The sequence below is a fragment of the Marinobacter maritimus genome (genome assembly GCF_007671675.1).
Lineage (GTDB): Bacteria > Pseudomonadota > Gammaproteobacteria > Pseudomonadales > Oleiphilaceae > Marinobacter > Marinobacter maritimus.
Genome location: NZ_VCGW01000002.1, coordinates 600,839 through 616,695, shown reverse-complemented (window position 1 = coordinate 616,695; position 15,857 = coordinate 600,839). Strand labels below are relative to the sequence as shown.

The window sequence follows — 15,857 nt, the reverse complement described above, 5'->3', positions numbered from 1 at the left end:
CCGCAGGCGAAGTCAGTCAGCGCCCTGCTGCAACTTCTCAAGCAAAAACGCCTGCATCGCCTGCGCCGCTGGCGCGAGCGTTCTGTTGGCTGCTTTCACCAAACCTATCCGGCGCACTACCTCTGGATCGTGTAGTGGAATAAAGCGCAGATTGGCGTTGTATTCGGGAAAGGCCAGCCTTGGCAGGGTTGTAATTCCGGCGCCGGCTTCCAGCATTGCGATCAATGAAATCATGTTGGATATGTAGAAGGCACTGTTTTCGACCAGTTCAGCAGCGGCAGTGCTCATCAGCAGCCTGGAGGTGCCGTTGCGTATCAGTTTTTCGCCCTGCAGACTCTGCCAGCCCAACGTTTCAAGGGCCGCTAGAGGATGATCCTGGCGGCACACAACGCCGATTTTGTCCTCGAACAAATGGGTATACTCCAGATCTTCCTCGCGCTGCCAAAGGCTGGTAACACCAAGATCAACCTCTCCATGGGCCACCATCTGGCATACGTAGTAAGCGTTTTCATCGTGCAGGCTGATTTTTATATCCGGGTAGCGGCCAATGAACTCTGCCAGCAAAGCCGGCATGATTCGGCTGGCAACTGAGGGCACCGTGGCTATGTGTATATGCCCCTGGGTGCCCTCTGCCTGATTAACCACATCCTTCACCATCCGGTCGTGTACGCCAACCAGATCACGAAACCGGGGCATGCAGTATTCGCCAAAAGGCGTGAGCCTGGTTTTTGAACCCCGCTCAAAGAGGTTCTGCCCCAAGCGCTGCTCCAGTTCACGCACTGCCATGGAAAGTGCTGGCTGCGTTCTGTGCAGTCGTCTGGCTGCGCCGTGGAAACTGCCTTCCTCGACAACTGTGATGACGTACCGCAACTGCTGGATTTTCAGGTCTGACACGACGCCTCCAGATGATAAAGATAGCTTATCGTTTAATCTTTATTATTGATTATTCTTATTATGCCACCTTCGTTACCATGAGGGCATCGTAATAAGGAGACATTCATGACCAATTCTCACCCGCTTTATATCAATGGCCAATGGGTAACCGGCGACACCAGCATCACTAACGTTAATCCGTCAGACCTCAGCGATGTTATTGGTGAGTTCGATCAGGCCAGCGCCCAGCAAACCAACGAAGCCATCAGCGCAGCACAAAAGGGTTTTGCACAGTGGAGCAAAAGCGGCCTTGAGCAACGCTACAAGATTCTGATGGCGATTGGCGACCAGCTGATTGCGCGTCAGGAGGAGCTGGGTGAACTGCTGTCCCGCGAAGAAGGCAAGCCTTTGGCGGAAGGCAAAGGTGAAGTCTACCGTTCCGGTCAGTTTTTCCATTATTACGCGGCAGAAGTGCTGCGCCAGATTGACGAGCGTGCAGATTCGGTTCGACCGGGCGTGGAAATCGATATACGGCGTGAACCGCTGGGTGTCGTAGGCGTGATCAGCCCCTGGAATTTCCCCATGGCCACAGCCGTCTGGAAGATTGCACCGGCGCTGGCGTTTGGCAACGCAGTGGTATTCAAGCCGGCCAACCTTGTACCCGCCAGCGCATGGGCACTGGCCGAGATCATCAGCAAGCAGGATTTGCCCGCAGGCACCTTCAACCTGGTGATGGGCTCTGGTGGTGAAACCGGCGAAACCCTGATCAACAGCCCGCATGTGCAGGCCATTACCTTTACCGGCTCTCTTGAAGTGGGTCGCAGGGTCGCTTCGGCCACCGTGGGCAATCTGGTGAAATGCCAGCTTGAAATGGGCTCGAAGAATGCCCTGATCGTGCTCGACGATGCCGACCTTGATCTTGCCGTAGAAGCCGCGTTTAACGGTGCCTATTCCGGTAGCGGGCAGAAGTGCACCGCATCCTCTCGTCTGATCGTGACCGATGCCGTTCATGATGAGTTCGTTGCAAAACTGAAAGCCAGACTTGAGCAGGCCAAAGTTGGCCACGCGCTTGAGGCCGGCGTACAGATCGGCCCCATTGCCGACAAACGCCAACTGGATTCCAACCTGGCGTGGATTGAGCGCGCCAAAGCCGATGGCGCCACCCTTGCCTTCGGCGGCTCGCGCGTTGAAACCACAACTGATGGGTATTACATGGCGCCGGCCTTATTCACTGGCACCACGAACGAGATGGCAATAAACCGTGACGAAGTGTTCGGCCCTATTGCCTGCGTGATCCGGGTTGCCGATTACGAAACCGCACTGGCCACGCTTAACGATACTCAGTACGGGCTTACAGCGGGGATTATCACCAACTCCCTCAAGCTCGCCTCCGATTTCAAAGCGCGGGCTCAAACCGGTTGCGTGATGGTAAACCTGCCCACTGCTGGCACCGATTACCACGTACCTTTCGGCGGCCGTAAAAACTCCAGCTTTGGCCCCCGCGAACAGGGCCAGTACGCCCGCGAGTTCTACACTGTTGTTAAAACCTGCTACGTGCGGGCCTGATGTGAGGGCGAGCTCCATGCTGACTATTGATGGACTTCAGTATTCCAACTGGTCCCGTGAGATTTTTGAGCAGATGCGTTCCGGTGGAGTATCTGCCGTGCACGCCACGCTGGTGTACCACGAGAACACCCGTGAAACCCTGTCACGCTTTGGCGACTGGAACCGGCGCTTTGAACAACACAGCGATCTGATCATGCCGGTCTATGAGGCAGCAGATATTGAGCGCGCCCGTGAAAGCGGTCGCGTGGGAGTGTTTTTCGGCGCGCAGAACTGCTCACCCATTGAAGACGACATCGACATGATTGCGGTGATGCGCCGGCTCGGTCTGATGATCATGCAGCTGACCTACAACAACCAGAGCCTGTTGGCGACTGGCTGTTACGAATCCGACGACACCGGCATCACCCGATTCGGGCGTCAGGCGATTGAAGAGATGAACCGGGTCGGCATGATCATCGACATGTCGCACAGCTCGGAAAGATCCACGCTGGATGCGATAGAGCTATCGAATCGGCCGGTGATTATTTCTCACGCAAATCCCGCCTCGTTTCATCCGGCGAAACGTAACAAGTCTGACAGGGTACTAAAAGCCATAGCCGAAAACGGCGGGCTGCTGGGGTTCTCGGTTTACCCATTCCACCTCAAAGACGGACCAGACTGCACGCTGGAGAGTTTCTGCAACATGGTGGCCGATACCGCCGACCTTATGGGCATCGACCACATTGGTATTGGAACTGATTTGTGTCAAGGTCAGCCCCGCTCTGTGCTGGAGTGGATGCGTAACGGTCGATGGTCGAAGCAAATGGACTACGGCGAAGGCGACAAAAACAATGCCGGCTGGCCTGAACCGCTTACGTGGTTTCAGGACAATCGCGACTTCCCGGCAATTATTGAGGGGCTTCGGACAAAGGGATTTTCCGAAACAGAGGTAGAGAAAATCATGGGCCTGAACTGGCTGAATCAACTAGAAAGCGGCACCCGGACACTGAGCTGAGCGCACGTGGCAACAGCACTTAAGTTGCCTGGCAACAGTGAAAAACAACGGGGCCCAAACTTATAGGTAAGCGTTATGAAGGATAACAACCTCAAGTCAGGCGGTGACTACTCCATCGCCCAGCTTGGTGACCCGGTGGTACTGGCGCTCAGCGTGGGTTTCATTGTTCTGTTCGTCGGCTTCTCGCTGTTCGATCTCAAAGCCGTGGCCGACCTTATTGGCAACGGCTTTGCCTGGACCGCCAAAGTGTTTGGCACCTACTTCCAGATGCTTCTACTGGCTACCTTTTTTATTGCGATCGGGCTGGCCTGCACGCCTGCGGCAAAAGCCAGAATAGGCAATCTGGACAAACCGGAAATGAGCACGTTTCGCTGGCTCTCGATAATCATGTGCACTCTGCTTGCGGGAGGCGGCGTGTTTTTTGCTGCGGGCGAGCCGATTTATCATTTTGTTGTGACACCACCGGCCTTCACCTCAGAGCCCGGCACTGCAGCCGCAGTTTCTAATGCTCTGGCGCAATCGTTCATGCACTGGGGCTTCCTGGCATGGGCCGTTCTGGGCACGTTGGCTGCCATAGTGCTGGCACACGCCCACTACGTAAAGGGCAAACCACTACAGCCAAGAACCCTGCTTTACCCGGTATTTGGTGAGCGTGTAATGAGTGGCTGGCTTGGCAGTGTTGTCGATGCCTGCTGCGTTATTGCGGTGGTTGCGGGCACCGTTGGTCCTATCGGCTTTCTGGCTACCCAGATGAGCTTCGGGCTCAGCGAACTCTTCGGCCTGACCGACGGGCTGGGCACGCAAATGGCCATTCTGGTGGTTCTCGCCATTATTTACGTAACCTCTGCGGTTACCGGCATTCACCGTGGCATCCAGTTCCTGAGCCGGTTGAACGTGTTCCTGGCGCTGGCAGTTGCCGCCATCATTTTCATCTTCGGCCCCACTCTGTTCCTCACCAACACCTACTTCCAAAGTATCGGGCAGTACATGTCCTCCTTTATGGACATGGCGACCATGACCGCTGAAACCGCCCCCGGCTGGTGGATGCAGTGGTGGACGGTGTTCTTCTTTGCCTGGTTTATCGGTTATGCGCCGCTGATGGCGATCTTCGTTGCCCGCATCTCCCGTGGCAGAAGCATCCGGGACATGATTCTCGCAGTGGCCGTTATGGCACCCATTGCCACTACCATCTGGTTCACCCTGTTGGGCGGCTCAGGCATCTACTATCAGATGACTGGCGTGATCGACCTTGCTGAAGCCCTGAACAACTTCCGCTTTGATGTGGCCACCCTCACGGTTGCCCAGGCTCTTCCGGGCGGCGCGTTCATGGCACTGGCCATTCTGGTACTGACCACGATATTTGTTGCAACCACAGGCGATTCCATGAGCTATTCCATTGCGGTGGTAAGCTCAGGCCACGATGAACCGAACACCTTTGTACGGGCGTTCTGGGGTTTGGCTATGGCAGGCATGGCGGCCATCCTCCTGTATATGGGAGCGGGCCAGATAAGCGTACTTCAGCAGTTCATTGTGATAACGGCGATTCCGGTTTCACTGGTTCTGTTGCCCTCACTGTGGCTTGGCCCCAAAGCGGCTTATGCCATGGCGCGGGAGCAGAAACTCATCTCCTAGCAACCTGAAAATATTCGCCTGACAACAACAAAGTGAACAGGCAAGGGTGACATCATGATTTCAGCAACCTCTGCATCCGCACCGAACAACCTGCGCCCCGCGAGCGAGGTTATGAAGCTGGAACGACTTGGCAGCATGTTTGCCAGCAGGCTCAGCTTTGTAAGATCGCTGATGCGAAAAATGATCACAGAACGATGGCAGATTACGAACACGGTGTTTGATCTGGACTCCAAAGGCCACGGCCTTGCGGTCTACCGCATCACAACACCAGGCCACTGCTACCACTGTGTGATTTTTTCGCGGGACCTGGCACCGGAGCAACGCTCCGACCGGGTGATTGCAGAAGCCTGGGATGTCACCTTTGCCGTCGTTGAAGGTGAAGCAGAAGACTCTTTACTGGAGCAGATGGCTGCCAACGTGCCTTTACAGGAGGCGGGGCGGCAGCATCCGAGAGTTCTCGTGCTCTCACGCGCCAACAAAAGCCTGCGTAACTTCAGCCAGTTTGCAACCTCGCTGGCGACCGGCCAACAGCCGAACCCTGCGTGGCTGACCTCAGTGGGCTACCTTTACAGAACCACCGCAGTGTACGGTAACGGCAAATTCGGCATCGCCGACTTTGCCCGGCTTGAGCGCAATCCGGACTTTAACCGCCCGTTTGCGGCCCAAATGCTTGCCGTCTATGTACTGCGTCAGTTCTCGATTGAACAGCTCAATCACCTTGCAAGGGTACAGTCACCAGAACAGGCCGTACCCTTGCACCCCGAGCTGCAACGCTATCTCGGTGTTGGCAACTCGACAGGGCTAGGTATGGCGCCCTTTCTTATTAACCATCCGCAACTGATTCAGCAATGGGTTTACGGCAGAGAACGGGCACTCGCCAGTGCCAGGTTAGAACCTGCCAACGAGCAAACTCATACGAAGCTGCGCGCACTGATGGCCCGCGCGCTAAAACACCTGCAGCAGACCAGAACCGAAGACAGAGACCAGACGCTCCGCAACCAGGAAACCGTCGGTTCTGTGGCGGAGGTCATAGACTGGCTGGATCGCACTCCAGCTCACCATGCGCTATACGAAGAGCTTATCACCTGGGCCCACTCGCACTGTTCCCTGGAAACCCAGGAACTCATTAACACCATGCTGATAGAGCTTTACCCGGAATTACCGGACGGCCTTGAAGACGAACTCGGATGCCAGGAGTCCATGGATCTGCAGCCGGATATGAAAGCCCGGCAGTTGAAAGACCTGATTGAGCGCAAGTTTGACTGGGCCCTGAGTTACCGCGAAGACTGTCCAGACGATAATTTCTGGTTCTGGTATCGCTCCGCTGAAAAAGAAGAGCCCAGGCTGGGCATTCGCGGAGCCGAATCCGGAGCCGAAAAGGAAACCGCGCTGGCGGTTGGCCCCCGGATCAGCCGCTGCCACGCCAAGCTCGAGCGTTTTTTGCAGCGCAGCCCAAACGCCATGGTGGTGGAGTTTCTCATGGCACATCCGGAGCAGAAGGAGTGTGTGCGTCGAATTCAGACCCTCGGCGAAACACCTTACGGTGAAATTCGCGCGAATCTGTGGCACCGGGACATGAAACCGATGCACCTGCTGAGAACCAAACTGTCGTTCTTTGGCGCCAGCCGGTTTGATCCGAAATCCGACCGCTGGGTGCGTATTACCCTGTTTCAGGGGGCGCCGCTGTCTGCCGAGCTGAGCAACCACGAACTGTCGCCGGAAAAGCTGGATGACTGGGGTTTCCCGCTGGAGCCCGTCATCGAAGCCGGCGAAAGCGGTCAAACTTTACAAGGTGGCGCACTGTGAAAGTTTCATTCAACGAACTGCAGGGGCTATCCCGAAAAGCGTTCAGTGGTATTGGATTTGACGATGGCGATGCCAACGATGCGGCAGACGTAGTCGCCTGGATGGAGGCTCATGGGCTCGGCGGCATTACAGCGCTAAAAAAGGGCCTGGACTTCCTGCTTAACGAAGACAAGTCACAGCCCCCTGAGCTGGTCTACCAGGACGCGGACTTGTGCGTTGTGGATGCTCACAATAAAACGATACTGGGCCATGCCAGCCTGGCGATTGAACTGGGCTACGCAAAATGCAGGGCCCGGGGGCTTTCGGTCACCAAAATCCGCCATTGCCACAATCGCATGCTGATTGTGGGATATCTGTCGCGCATTGCCCGTCGTAACATGAGCGTAACGGCGTTCTGGCGCAATGCCCATGAGCCTCTGACAGAAATTCTGGTGAGTTTTAGATCCGGTGAGGCCGAACCGGAAATCTGTATGTACAGCCTGCCATCAACACCAGACGACACCGAACCCAATGATGGCATAACGCTGGTCATGGTGAACCATGTAAACCTGTTGCCAGACCTGAAACCTGACGCGCCGCTGAACAACCTTCTACGCCAGGATCGTGACGCCATGGCGAGCTGGCATGAGCGCTCACTGGTTGAAGGAATCGAAGTGGACACCGCACTGTGGGAACGACTGAAAACACTGGCAACAAAAATGCTGGTGGAAGCGTCCGACGATTCACGCCTGGGTGCTGGCGCCGGCACGAATGACACCGACTGAGGACACACACATGAACCCGTATCCGGTTAATACAAACTTGCCTGCCTCCAAATCACCCCTGGCCTGGGCGACCGTGGGCAATGGCATTCTGTTTACGGCACAGATTCCCATTGATGCTGAAGGCAAGGTTGTGGAGGGTGGCATCGAGCCACAGATCATCCAGACTCTGGCGAACCTGAAACACACTCTGGAAAGCGCCGGGAGCGGCGTATCCGACCTCACTCAGGTGGTTATTTACGTGACGGACCGGGAACACCTTGCTATCGTCAATCATGTATACGCAGATTTCGTATCACAGCCCTTCCCCAACCGGGCGGCGATTATTGTGTCCGGATTTGCCCGGGAAGAAATGCTGGTGGAAATCCTTGCCTATGCGGTTGTACCCCCACCAAAAGACAGCTACCCGTATTAACATTTCGGCTTTATCGGATGATAACAGCACGTAAGCTTGCTATCTTTAGCCCGTATCATCTTTGATTCCCCAGAAACCCGCCGGTTTCGGGGGAGCTTTTATCTGAAAGGATCGGGTTATGTCCAGCAAAGCGAAGCAATCCCAGAAACTGCTGCTGTTCAGGCTGTCTGGCTCTCGGCTGTTCGGGATTGGAACGCTGAAGATCCGTGAAATACTGCCCTACAAACCGCTGACAAAACTTCCGCACAGCCACCACGCTGTCGTGGGAACGACCAGTTTTCGCGGTTCTGCTGTACCGGTGATTGATATGGCCGCTGCCGTTGGCTATCCGGCTTTAACTCAAGAGGAGCAGCAGAAGTCGTCAATCATTATCACCGATGTCCAGCGTCAGGAAACCGGCTTTCTCGTGCGCGGCGTGCAGAAGATCATTGAAACGGACTGGAAGAAGGTAAAGGCGCCACCGGCAGCACTGGGCGAAAAAGCGTTTATAACCGGCCTGCTGGACGTGGAGGGCGACATCATTCAGCTGCTGGATGTCGAGCTGTTGCTGGCGAATGTCTACCCCGATTCGCTGAATACCGGCGATGTCGCGCTTACCGACGTACAGAGCGAAACTCTGCGAGCCCTCAATATTCTGCTGGTAGACGACTCCCGCATCGCTCGTAAGCAGCTGTGCGATGTGCTGGATGCGAAGGATATCCCCTATCAGGTCACCACCAACGGTGACGAAGCCTTGCAAGTTCTTCTGAAGGACAACGAGCTCGGCCAGCCGGTTGATATTCTGGTGAGCGATATCGAGATGCCAGGGCTGGATGGCTATGAGCTGACGTTCGATGTGCGTGACAACGGCGTGCTGAAGCAGCCTTACGTCATTCTGCACACGTCCCTGAATAGTGAGATGAGCCTTAGCTACGCCAACCAGGTGGGCGCCAATGAGGCGCTCACCAAGTTTGACGCAGACGAACTGCTGCATGCCATGTTAAGGGGCGCGCGCCAGCCGGGATAACCGACAGGCTTGCGAGCCAGCCTATTCGGCCTGCGGCGGCTCGGCCTGCAGCTCTTTTGCGGGCAGACGGTTCTCGCCCCAGCTTCGATAGACTCGCTCCATCACTCGCTGCAGCTCCTCTTCCCCTACATCCGCAGGCTCACCACGTTCTAGCGGATCGTAGTGAAAGATGTAGAGTCGGGAGGCAAACTGTTCTAACGGCAGAGACGCCTCACCGAATCTTTCGCCACAGCCCTCCGTGCCCACGTGTACATCATCGCCCCAGCTCTGGCCGCTGTCGTTGTTTGGATTGTAAAAATACACCCGCATCTCGCCTTCCGGGTCCAACGCCACCCGAAGAATCGTTATTGCGTGCCAGCCGATAAATCGCGCTGCCCTGTCCGTGACCGCAATACCGGCAGGCTGAGGATGTATGAGCGGCTGATTACCGTTGTAGTAGGGGTGGTAGCTGGCGTAGAAATGCCGGATAAACCCTTCCAGGTCATCCAGATTACCGGTGGCCACATCCACGTTGATTGCAAAACCTCGCCCCGCAGACCAGCCATGGAATTCCGGGTTCACCCATCTGTGTGGATCGCCTTCGCGCCCGATGCACATGCGGCCCATCTCGCCGTATATTCGGTCAAGGTGTGGTACTACCACCAGAGATACCGGATCCAGATCAAAGGTTACTTCCGAAGCCACGCCACCAAGGCTGCGCGCCGAGGAAACAGGCTGACCTTCAAAGTGCATGACAATTTCGTTGTCACGGGCGGCCCAAGCAACCATCTGCAACAGATAGTCCGGATCGTTGTAGGCCCACATGGAAAGCGCCCGGGCGGATTGGCAGGTCGGGTTGTTTCCCTGGCCAACGCCCAGCGGCTGTCCCAGAATATTCAGCACGCCCTGAATCAACCAGGCGCCGGCTTGCGGCTGATAGCCGTAGGCAAGCTGCAGGCGCTCACGGGCCTGCGGGCACAGGTTCAGCCGGGCCTGACGCCAGAGCGCAGGCGCTACGGGTGGCTGGTAGAGAATGCCCCGTTCCAGCAAGAGCGCCAGGCCGTATAGGCCCTGTGCAGTTTCGGGAAAAATACCCTCGGTGATCAGGGTATAAACAAGCTCCCGATAACACATCAGGCAGTCGCGACCTGTACTGGAAAGCCCCAGCGCTTCGCTGAGAAGATTATCCTGGCCTTCCAGAATGTAGCGTACAAAGGATGCATGGTAGGGAGAGACCAGGCCGGTGTCATGCATGGAGCGTGCAAACCCGGTGGCTTCATTTTGCAATGTTTGGGAATCCATGGTTTCCAGACGCTGCTGGTAAACCACGGTCCCCGGATCCTCACTGCAGCCTCGAGTCGGGCCGTAAAGGCTGGAGATCAGCCGATCTGCTCCGCGCCCCGCACTGCCGAGATCGGCTTCTGGCTCCGCCCGGCAAATAGCAATCTGAGTGATCATCTTGCGCACGCCAGCTACCTGAATTGGCCGCTGCTGCAGAATTCGCCAGATTTCTTCAATCAGGCTATCGATAACATGTTCGTAACCAATGTGCCGAGCTACGTGCTGCACGGCGTGTTGGCTGATGAGCGCCAGCTTGCCCTGTTCGCGCTCAGCTTCGCCGGTCATGCCAAACAGCAGACCAAGGTTGATTGCGAGAACCTGAGTCAGGTAGTGGTGGGCCTGCTCGGCCGACACCGTGGGGTGCGAATACATGCCGCGAGCAACCGCCAACAGGCGAAGCTCACTGAGCGCTTCAATAACCACCGTGTCTGTATTCTTGCTTTGCAGAGCGTAGGTCGTTAATGAGGGGAGCAGAATCCCCGGCTCCGCCCAGTCGGTGCCAGTAAAAACCCCGGCGTTTTCCAGGCGTTCTGCTCGCGCTTCCACGATTGCGCAGCCTCCCGGCTGCAGCAGTATCCTGCGGACAAGATCAAATACCTGCGGCAACTTTCCAAGCTTGGCGAACGACCGGCTTTCTTCCAGAACCCGAATCGAATCATCCAGCTTTGTCGCCAATTTTTCCAGATTCACAACAGGAGCTGCATTGCCCGATTGTTGATCGTTCAAACGATGTTCCTCAGGGCCTGAGCCAGGCCCTATAGTTGTTAATGCATCGCCCGATTATACATAGAAATCCAGATCTTCCTGATGTTTCAGCAGATCACGCATAACGTACGGATCCTCACCGAAGAAATACACCAGGCCCCAGTGAGTGCCGAATGCTGTGCGCTTGGTGACGGTTTCTTCAACCGGCGGCGTCAGCTCATGGGATTCAAAATACTCATGATTCTCGGTCTCTTCGGGAATCTCGAGCTTGCTGACAACCCTGCGTCGTGGGTACACACCAAAGCAGCCCGCATAGCCCTTGGCATCCTCCACCTCTTTCGGGAAGAAAGCTTGGATTTCTTCCTGCGTGGTTTTGGGATCGAAAGCCAGAATAAGCCCCTGGTATGCGTTAAAACCATAGGCCTTTTCAAGCAGTTCGAAAACCTTGAACCCGGGTGGCCGGTAAGCCACTTCACCAAAGTACATGGTGCTGTCGCTGGTCACGAAGTATTCCGGGTGAACAAAGCCGAAATCAATATCGAAGGTCTTGATCAGTTTTTCGATTTCACCGCGAATCTGGTCACGGTACTTTTCAAGATCCGGCGTGGCGGGCACGAAAACAGAGTAGCCCAGAGTGACGTACTCGGAGATGTTCAGGAATGCGATTTTGCCATTATGGATCCAGGCCTCTACGGCAAACTCCCAGCCATCAAGGTGCGACTCCATAAGCACGGGGAACTCTTCATCCGGAATGGAATCCACCTCGTCCGGTGTGCGGATTACCCGGTGGCCGAGACAACCGGCCTTATCGAAGGCTTTCAGGTGAATCGGGTCGTTGGGATCGCCATCAAGCTTGAGCAGTGTCTGGTTAACGCGCTTGAGGAAGCGGATGACATCGCCTTTGTCGTGGGCCTCTTCAAAAATGCCTACACGAATACCGCCAAGCTGGGCACGGCGCTTCATCAGCGCTTTGTCACGCAACAGCATGGCTTGGCCAAACAATCGCGGTTTGTCCATCAACACCGAGTTAATCGCGCCGGCCCACTCAACGGTTTCTTCAAACAGGGGGATGGAAACATCCACTCCCATATCCTTGAGGGTCTGCGCAATTTCTACGGAGCGGTCGTTGAGGCGCTCAAAGTTCCAGGGCACGTAGGGAATGTCATGCTCTTCGCAGTACGCCTCTGCCCAATCCGGGGCAACAACCACGTAGCGGCGATCAAATTTGTCTGCAGCCTCTACGGCATTCAGGCTCCAGCCAAGAAGTGCGACATACCCCTTTTCCGGGTCATATTCTTGCTCGCTCATCGGCTATCTCCTTATCTCAATATGTCCCTTTACCCTACGCCGATGAGTGAAAATCGCAAATGTCAGCCCAGCTTCAGCGCAACTTCAAGGTAGCGAGCGTTCTTTCTCGCACCTTCGTCAGCAGCGCTTCATCGTCCACCAGAGACTGGCCGTAGGAAGGCACCATCCGCTTCATGCGCGCCTGCCATTCAGCCGTTTTGACACTATCCGGGAAGCAACGTTCGATCACGCTGATCATCGCATTAGCGGCTGTAGAAGCACCAGGAGACGCCCCTAGCAAGGCCGCCAGGGTGCCGTCTTTTGAAGCGACAATTTCGGTACCAAATTCCAGCTTTCCGCCGCCGCCTTCAGCCTGTTTGATAATCTGAACTCGCTGGCCGGCATTACGCAGTTCCCAGTTGGCTTCCTCCGCTTCCGGGAAAAAGTTACGTAGCGCTTCAACACGGTCACTGTGAGACTGAAACACTTCGCCAATCAGATAGCGAGTAAGGTCCATGTTGCTTTTGCTCACCGACAACATCGGCTTGAGGTTGGTTGTGCGCACCGAACCAAACAAATCAAAGATGGAGCCCTGTTTGAGAAAACGGGTGGTAAAGCCGGCAAATGGGCCAAACAACAGAGCCGGTTCACCATTGATAATACGGGTATCCAGATGCGGTACCGACATGGGAGGCGCACCAATAGGCGCCTTGCCATATACCTTGGCGTGATGCTGAGTTACCACCTCGGGCTTGCGGCACACCAGCCATTGACCGCTAACGGGGAAGCCACCATAGCCACGCGCCTCGTCAATGCCGGATTTCTGCAGCAGCGGCAGTGCACCGCCGCCAGCGCCGAGGAACACAAAACCGGTTTCCAGTTTGGTCTGTTCACCTGTGTGCTGGTTTTTCACCCGAATCTTCCAGCGGCCATTATCGCGCTGATCTATGTAATGCACCGGGCATCCCAGCATCAACTCAAAGTTGGGCTGGCTTTGCAGGTAATCGACCATGTTTCGAGTCAACGAACCGAAATCCACATCCGATCCGTGGCGGATACGGGTGGCGGCAACGCGTTGCATCGGATCCCGGCCCTGGACCACCAGCGGCATCCAATCTTCCAGATCCCTTGGCGACTCGGTGTATTCCATGTCGCGGAACAAGTGATGGGCGCTCAAACGCTCATGACGACGTTTGAGAAAAGCCACATCTTTTTCACCCCAGACAAAACTCTGGTGCGGTGTGCGATTAATGAATTTAGAAGGCTCCGGCAACAGCCCCTGCTCTACCAGGTGCGACCAGAACTGCAGAGAAACTTCATATTGGGCATTGATTTGCAGCGCACGCTCGATGGCCACATCGCCGTCTTCAGTCTCGGGCGTGTAGTTCAGTTCGCAGTACCCTGCGTGTCCGGTTCCTGCGTTGTTCCATCCATCCGTGCTTTCATGAGCAACGTGATCAAGACGCTCCAACATGACGATTTTCATGGACGGATCGAGTTGCCTTAGCATCACACCGAGAGTGGCGCTCATGACACCACCACCGACCAGCACTACGTCTGCCTGTTTAACGGCCATTGGTTTTTTCACCCTAGCTAGTTTTGAGCCTTTGACCCCTCCACGATCAGCAGAGGCGGTTGTCGGATGCGGGCGAGTCGCGAGGTAAATGGCGATGCCCTGTGCGTCCGTTCTGAATGTGCGCGCAATTATCCGGATTTTACGAAAATAATAAATTGCGATTGTGAATCGTTGCGGGTCGGCGTACGACCTTGAGGCTGCATTCTTTATTTACGAACAATGAGTTGAGCCAGCTTATAGGTAATCACACGGACACATTGTGCAACAAGCTTTTGGGGCATTTTCTCGCCTTTGACCCGCAATATCACCGCAACTTTAGTCTCATGCCCGTGACCGCCCCGGATCATAACACTTCAGCCGAAAGGTGCTGACCTTAACCGCCCATATGCGGTATCTTGCACACCTTCCTGGTGCCTACGCCCTTGGATCCACAGGGTTAGCGCCGGATTTATTTGCAGAAGGTATCTGACTGAGGCTTATCTATGGGAATGGCTATTGGCGCAATCATCGCCGGCCTTGTATTGCTGGTCTGGAGCGCAGACAAATTCGTGGAAGGCGCTGCTGCCACCGCCAAACATCTGGGCATGCCCGCGCTGCTTATCGGCATGGTGATTATCGGGTTCGGCACCTCGGCTCCGGAACTGGCTGTGTCTGCCATGGCGGCCGCCGATGGCAACCCGGGGCTTGCACTGGGTAACGGTTACGGCTCCAACATTACCAACATTGCGCTGATTGTGGGCCTGACTGCGGTGATAGCACCCATCGCGGTACATTCCCAGGTACTCAGGAAAGAGCTCCCCCTGCTTGTGGTGCTGACCCTGATTGCAGGTGCGCAATTACTGGATGGCGAGCTGTCACGATTTGATGGCTGGGTATTGCTGGGCGTGTTTGCCGTGGTAATGGGTTGGTCGATCTTCCAGGGCATGCGAGGCAAAGCCGACGCGATGGCCGTAGAAGCCAATGCCCAGATGACCGACGAACTGATGGCGATGAAAACAGCCATCATGTGGCTGGTTATTGGCCTTATTCTGCTTGTTGTCAGCTCTCGCCTGCTGGTCTGGGGCGCCGTCACTATTGCGCAAAGCCTGGGTGTCAGTGACCTGGTGATCGGCTTGACCATCGTGGCAATTGGCACGTCGCTACCAGAACTGGCTTCAGCTCTCGCCGCCGTGCGAAAGAACGAACACGACCTGATACTGGGCAACATCCTCGGCTCGGGCATCTTCAACACGCTTGCCGTTGTCGGGTTGGCAGCTGTTATCGAGCCGCTGTCGGTGGATCCGGAAGTGTTGTACCGGGATTGGTCTTTGATGCTCGCCCTGACGCTTGGCTTGTTGGTTATGGGTTTCGGGCTGACTGGCTGGCGCAAGGTCATCAGCCGGTTTGACGGCTCGATTCTGCTATTGGTTTACGTTGCCTACACAGGCTATCTGCTTTCTACCGTTGTTGCTGCCAGCACGAGCTGACAGCAACAACGGTCTGCATTAACTGTTTTCCTGGAACACCAGCGCAATGGAGTTCAGGCAATAGCGCTGCCCCGTAGGGGGTGGGCCGTCGGGAAACACATGCCCAAGATGGCTTTCACAGCGAGGGCAACGCACCTCTGTGCGGGCCATACCAAGGCTTGTATCTTCAATGTAGCGGATGTGTTCCTTGTCGAACGGCTGGAAAAAACTGGGCCAGCCGGTACCGGAATCAAATTTCGCGTTTGAGCTGAACAGCGGAAGATCACAAAGCCTGCAGTGATAGACACCGGCAAGTTTATTGTCCAGCAAAGTCCCACAAAACGGGTGTTCTGTTCCGTGATTCAGCAACACCTGGCGCTCTTCAGGTGTCAGGCTGGCTGCTTTCTCTTCTACCTGCGCCTCGGTCAGTGGCGTCAGGTCATATCCTGCAGCAGAACTGCTCATTATTCA

The 15,857-nt window shown here is 55.6% G+C and carries 13 protein-coding genes; 8 read left to right on the top strand and 5 right to left on the bottom strand.

All coding sequences use genetic code 11. The features are described from left to right. Positions 1-12: 12 nt before the first annotated feature. On the bottom strand, positions 13-894 hold the full coding sequence (locus FFI90_RS09935) for a LysR family transcriptional regulator (RefSeq protein WP_144777859.1): 882 nt from the start codon (positions 892-894) through the stop codon (positions 13-15). 105 nt (positions 895-999) lie between these two features. Between FFI90_RS09935 and FFI90_RS09930 the strand changes: the two genes are divergently transcribed. The 7 genes from FFI90_RS09930 (at position 1,000) to FFI90_RS09900 (ending at position 9,053) form a co-directional block, all read left to right on the top strand. After that, positions 1,000-2,439, top strand: coding sequence for an aldehyde dehydrogenase family protein (locus FFI90_RS09930; RefSeq protein ID WP_144777858.1), 1,440 nt, complete (start codon positions 1,000-1,002; stop codon positions 2,437-2,439). Positions 2,440-2,455: 16 nt separating this feature from the next. Continuing rightward, complete coding sequence (locus FFI90_RS09925) at positions 2,456-3,433, top strand: dipeptidase (protein WP_144777857.1); 978 nt, start codon at positions 2,456-2,458, stop codon at positions 3,431-3,433. Between the two features lie 75 nt (positions 3,434-3,508). Continuing rightward, positions 3,509-5,065, top strand: coding sequence for a BCCT family transporter (locus tag FFI90_RS09920; protein WP_144777856.1), 1,557 nt, complete (start codon positions 3,509-3,511; stop codon positions 5,063-5,065). Positions 5,066-5,119: 54 nt separating this feature from the next. Further along, positions 5,120-6,871 carry a hypothetical protein gene (locus FFI90_RS09915; RefSeq protein ID WP_144777855.1) on the top strand — a complete coding sequence of 584 codons (1,752 nt, stop codon included), beginning with the start codon at positions 5,120-5,122 and terminating at the stop codon, positions 6,869-6,871. Further along, on the top strand, positions 6,868-7,635 hold the full coding sequence (locus FFI90_RS09910; protein ID WP_144777854.1) for a DUF3726 domain-containing protein: 768 nt from the start codon (positions 6,868-6,870) through the stop codon (positions 7,633-7,635). Before FFI90_RS09915 ends, FFI90_RS09910 begins: the two co-directional genes overlap by 4 nt. Before the next feature lie 10 nt (positions 7,636-7,645). Beyond that, complete coding sequence (locus tag FFI90_RS09905; protein ID WP_144778315.1) at positions 7,646-8,047, top strand: RidA family protein; 402 nt, start codon at positions 7,646-7,648, stop codon at positions 8,045-8,047. 118 nt (positions 8,048-8,165) lie between these two features. Then, positions 8,166-9,053, top strand: a complete 888-nt coding sequence (locus tag FFI90_RS09900) for a chemotaxis protein (RefSeq protein WP_144777853.1) — start codon at positions 8,166-8,168, stop codon at positions 9,051-9,053. 21 nt (positions 9,054-9,074) lie between these two features. On the opposite strand, the gene FFI90_RS09895 is transcribed toward FFI90_RS09900, so the two are convergent. From FFI90_RS09895 to mqo, 3 genes are all read right to left on the bottom strand, one after another. Continuing rightward, complete coding sequence (locus tag FFI90_RS09895; RefSeq protein ID WP_144777852.1) at positions 9,075-11,099, bottom strand: hypothetical protein; 2,025 nt, start codon at positions 11,097-11,099, stop codon at positions 9,075-9,077. A 54-nt stretch (positions 11,100-11,153) separates the two neighbouring features. Further along, positions 11,154-12,386, bottom strand: coding sequence for an ATP-grasp domain-containing protein (locus tag FFI90_RS09890; RefSeq protein ID WP_144777851.1), 1,233 nt, complete (start codon positions 12,384-12,386; stop codon positions 11,154-11,156). Positions 12,387-12,459: 73 nt separating this feature from the next. Then, on the bottom strand, positions 12,460-13,953 hold the full coding sequence (mqo, locus tag FFI90_RS09885) for a malate dehydrogenase (quinone) (RefSeq protein ID WP_281288115.1): 1,494 nt from the start codon (positions 13,951-13,953) through the stop codon (positions 12,460-12,462). Positions 13,954-14,423: 470 nt separating this feature from the next. Here mqo and FFI90_RS09880 point away from each other — a divergent pair, with 470 nt between their 5' ends. Next, on the top strand, positions 14,424-15,407 hold the full coding sequence (locus FFI90_RS09880; RefSeq protein WP_186317956.1) for a calcium/sodium antiporter: 984 nt from the start codon (positions 14,424-14,426) through the stop codon (positions 15,405-15,407). An 18-nt stretch (positions 15,408-15,425) separates the two neighbouring features. Here FFI90_RS09880 and msrB read toward each other — a convergent pair whose 3' ends face one another. After that, entirely contained in the window at positions 15,426-15,851 is a 426-nt protein-coding gene (msrB, locus tag FFI90_RS09875) for a peptide-methionine (R)-S-oxide reductase MsrB (protein WP_144777849.1), read from the bottom strand. Between the last annotated feature and the right edge of the window lie 6 nt (positions 15,852-15,857).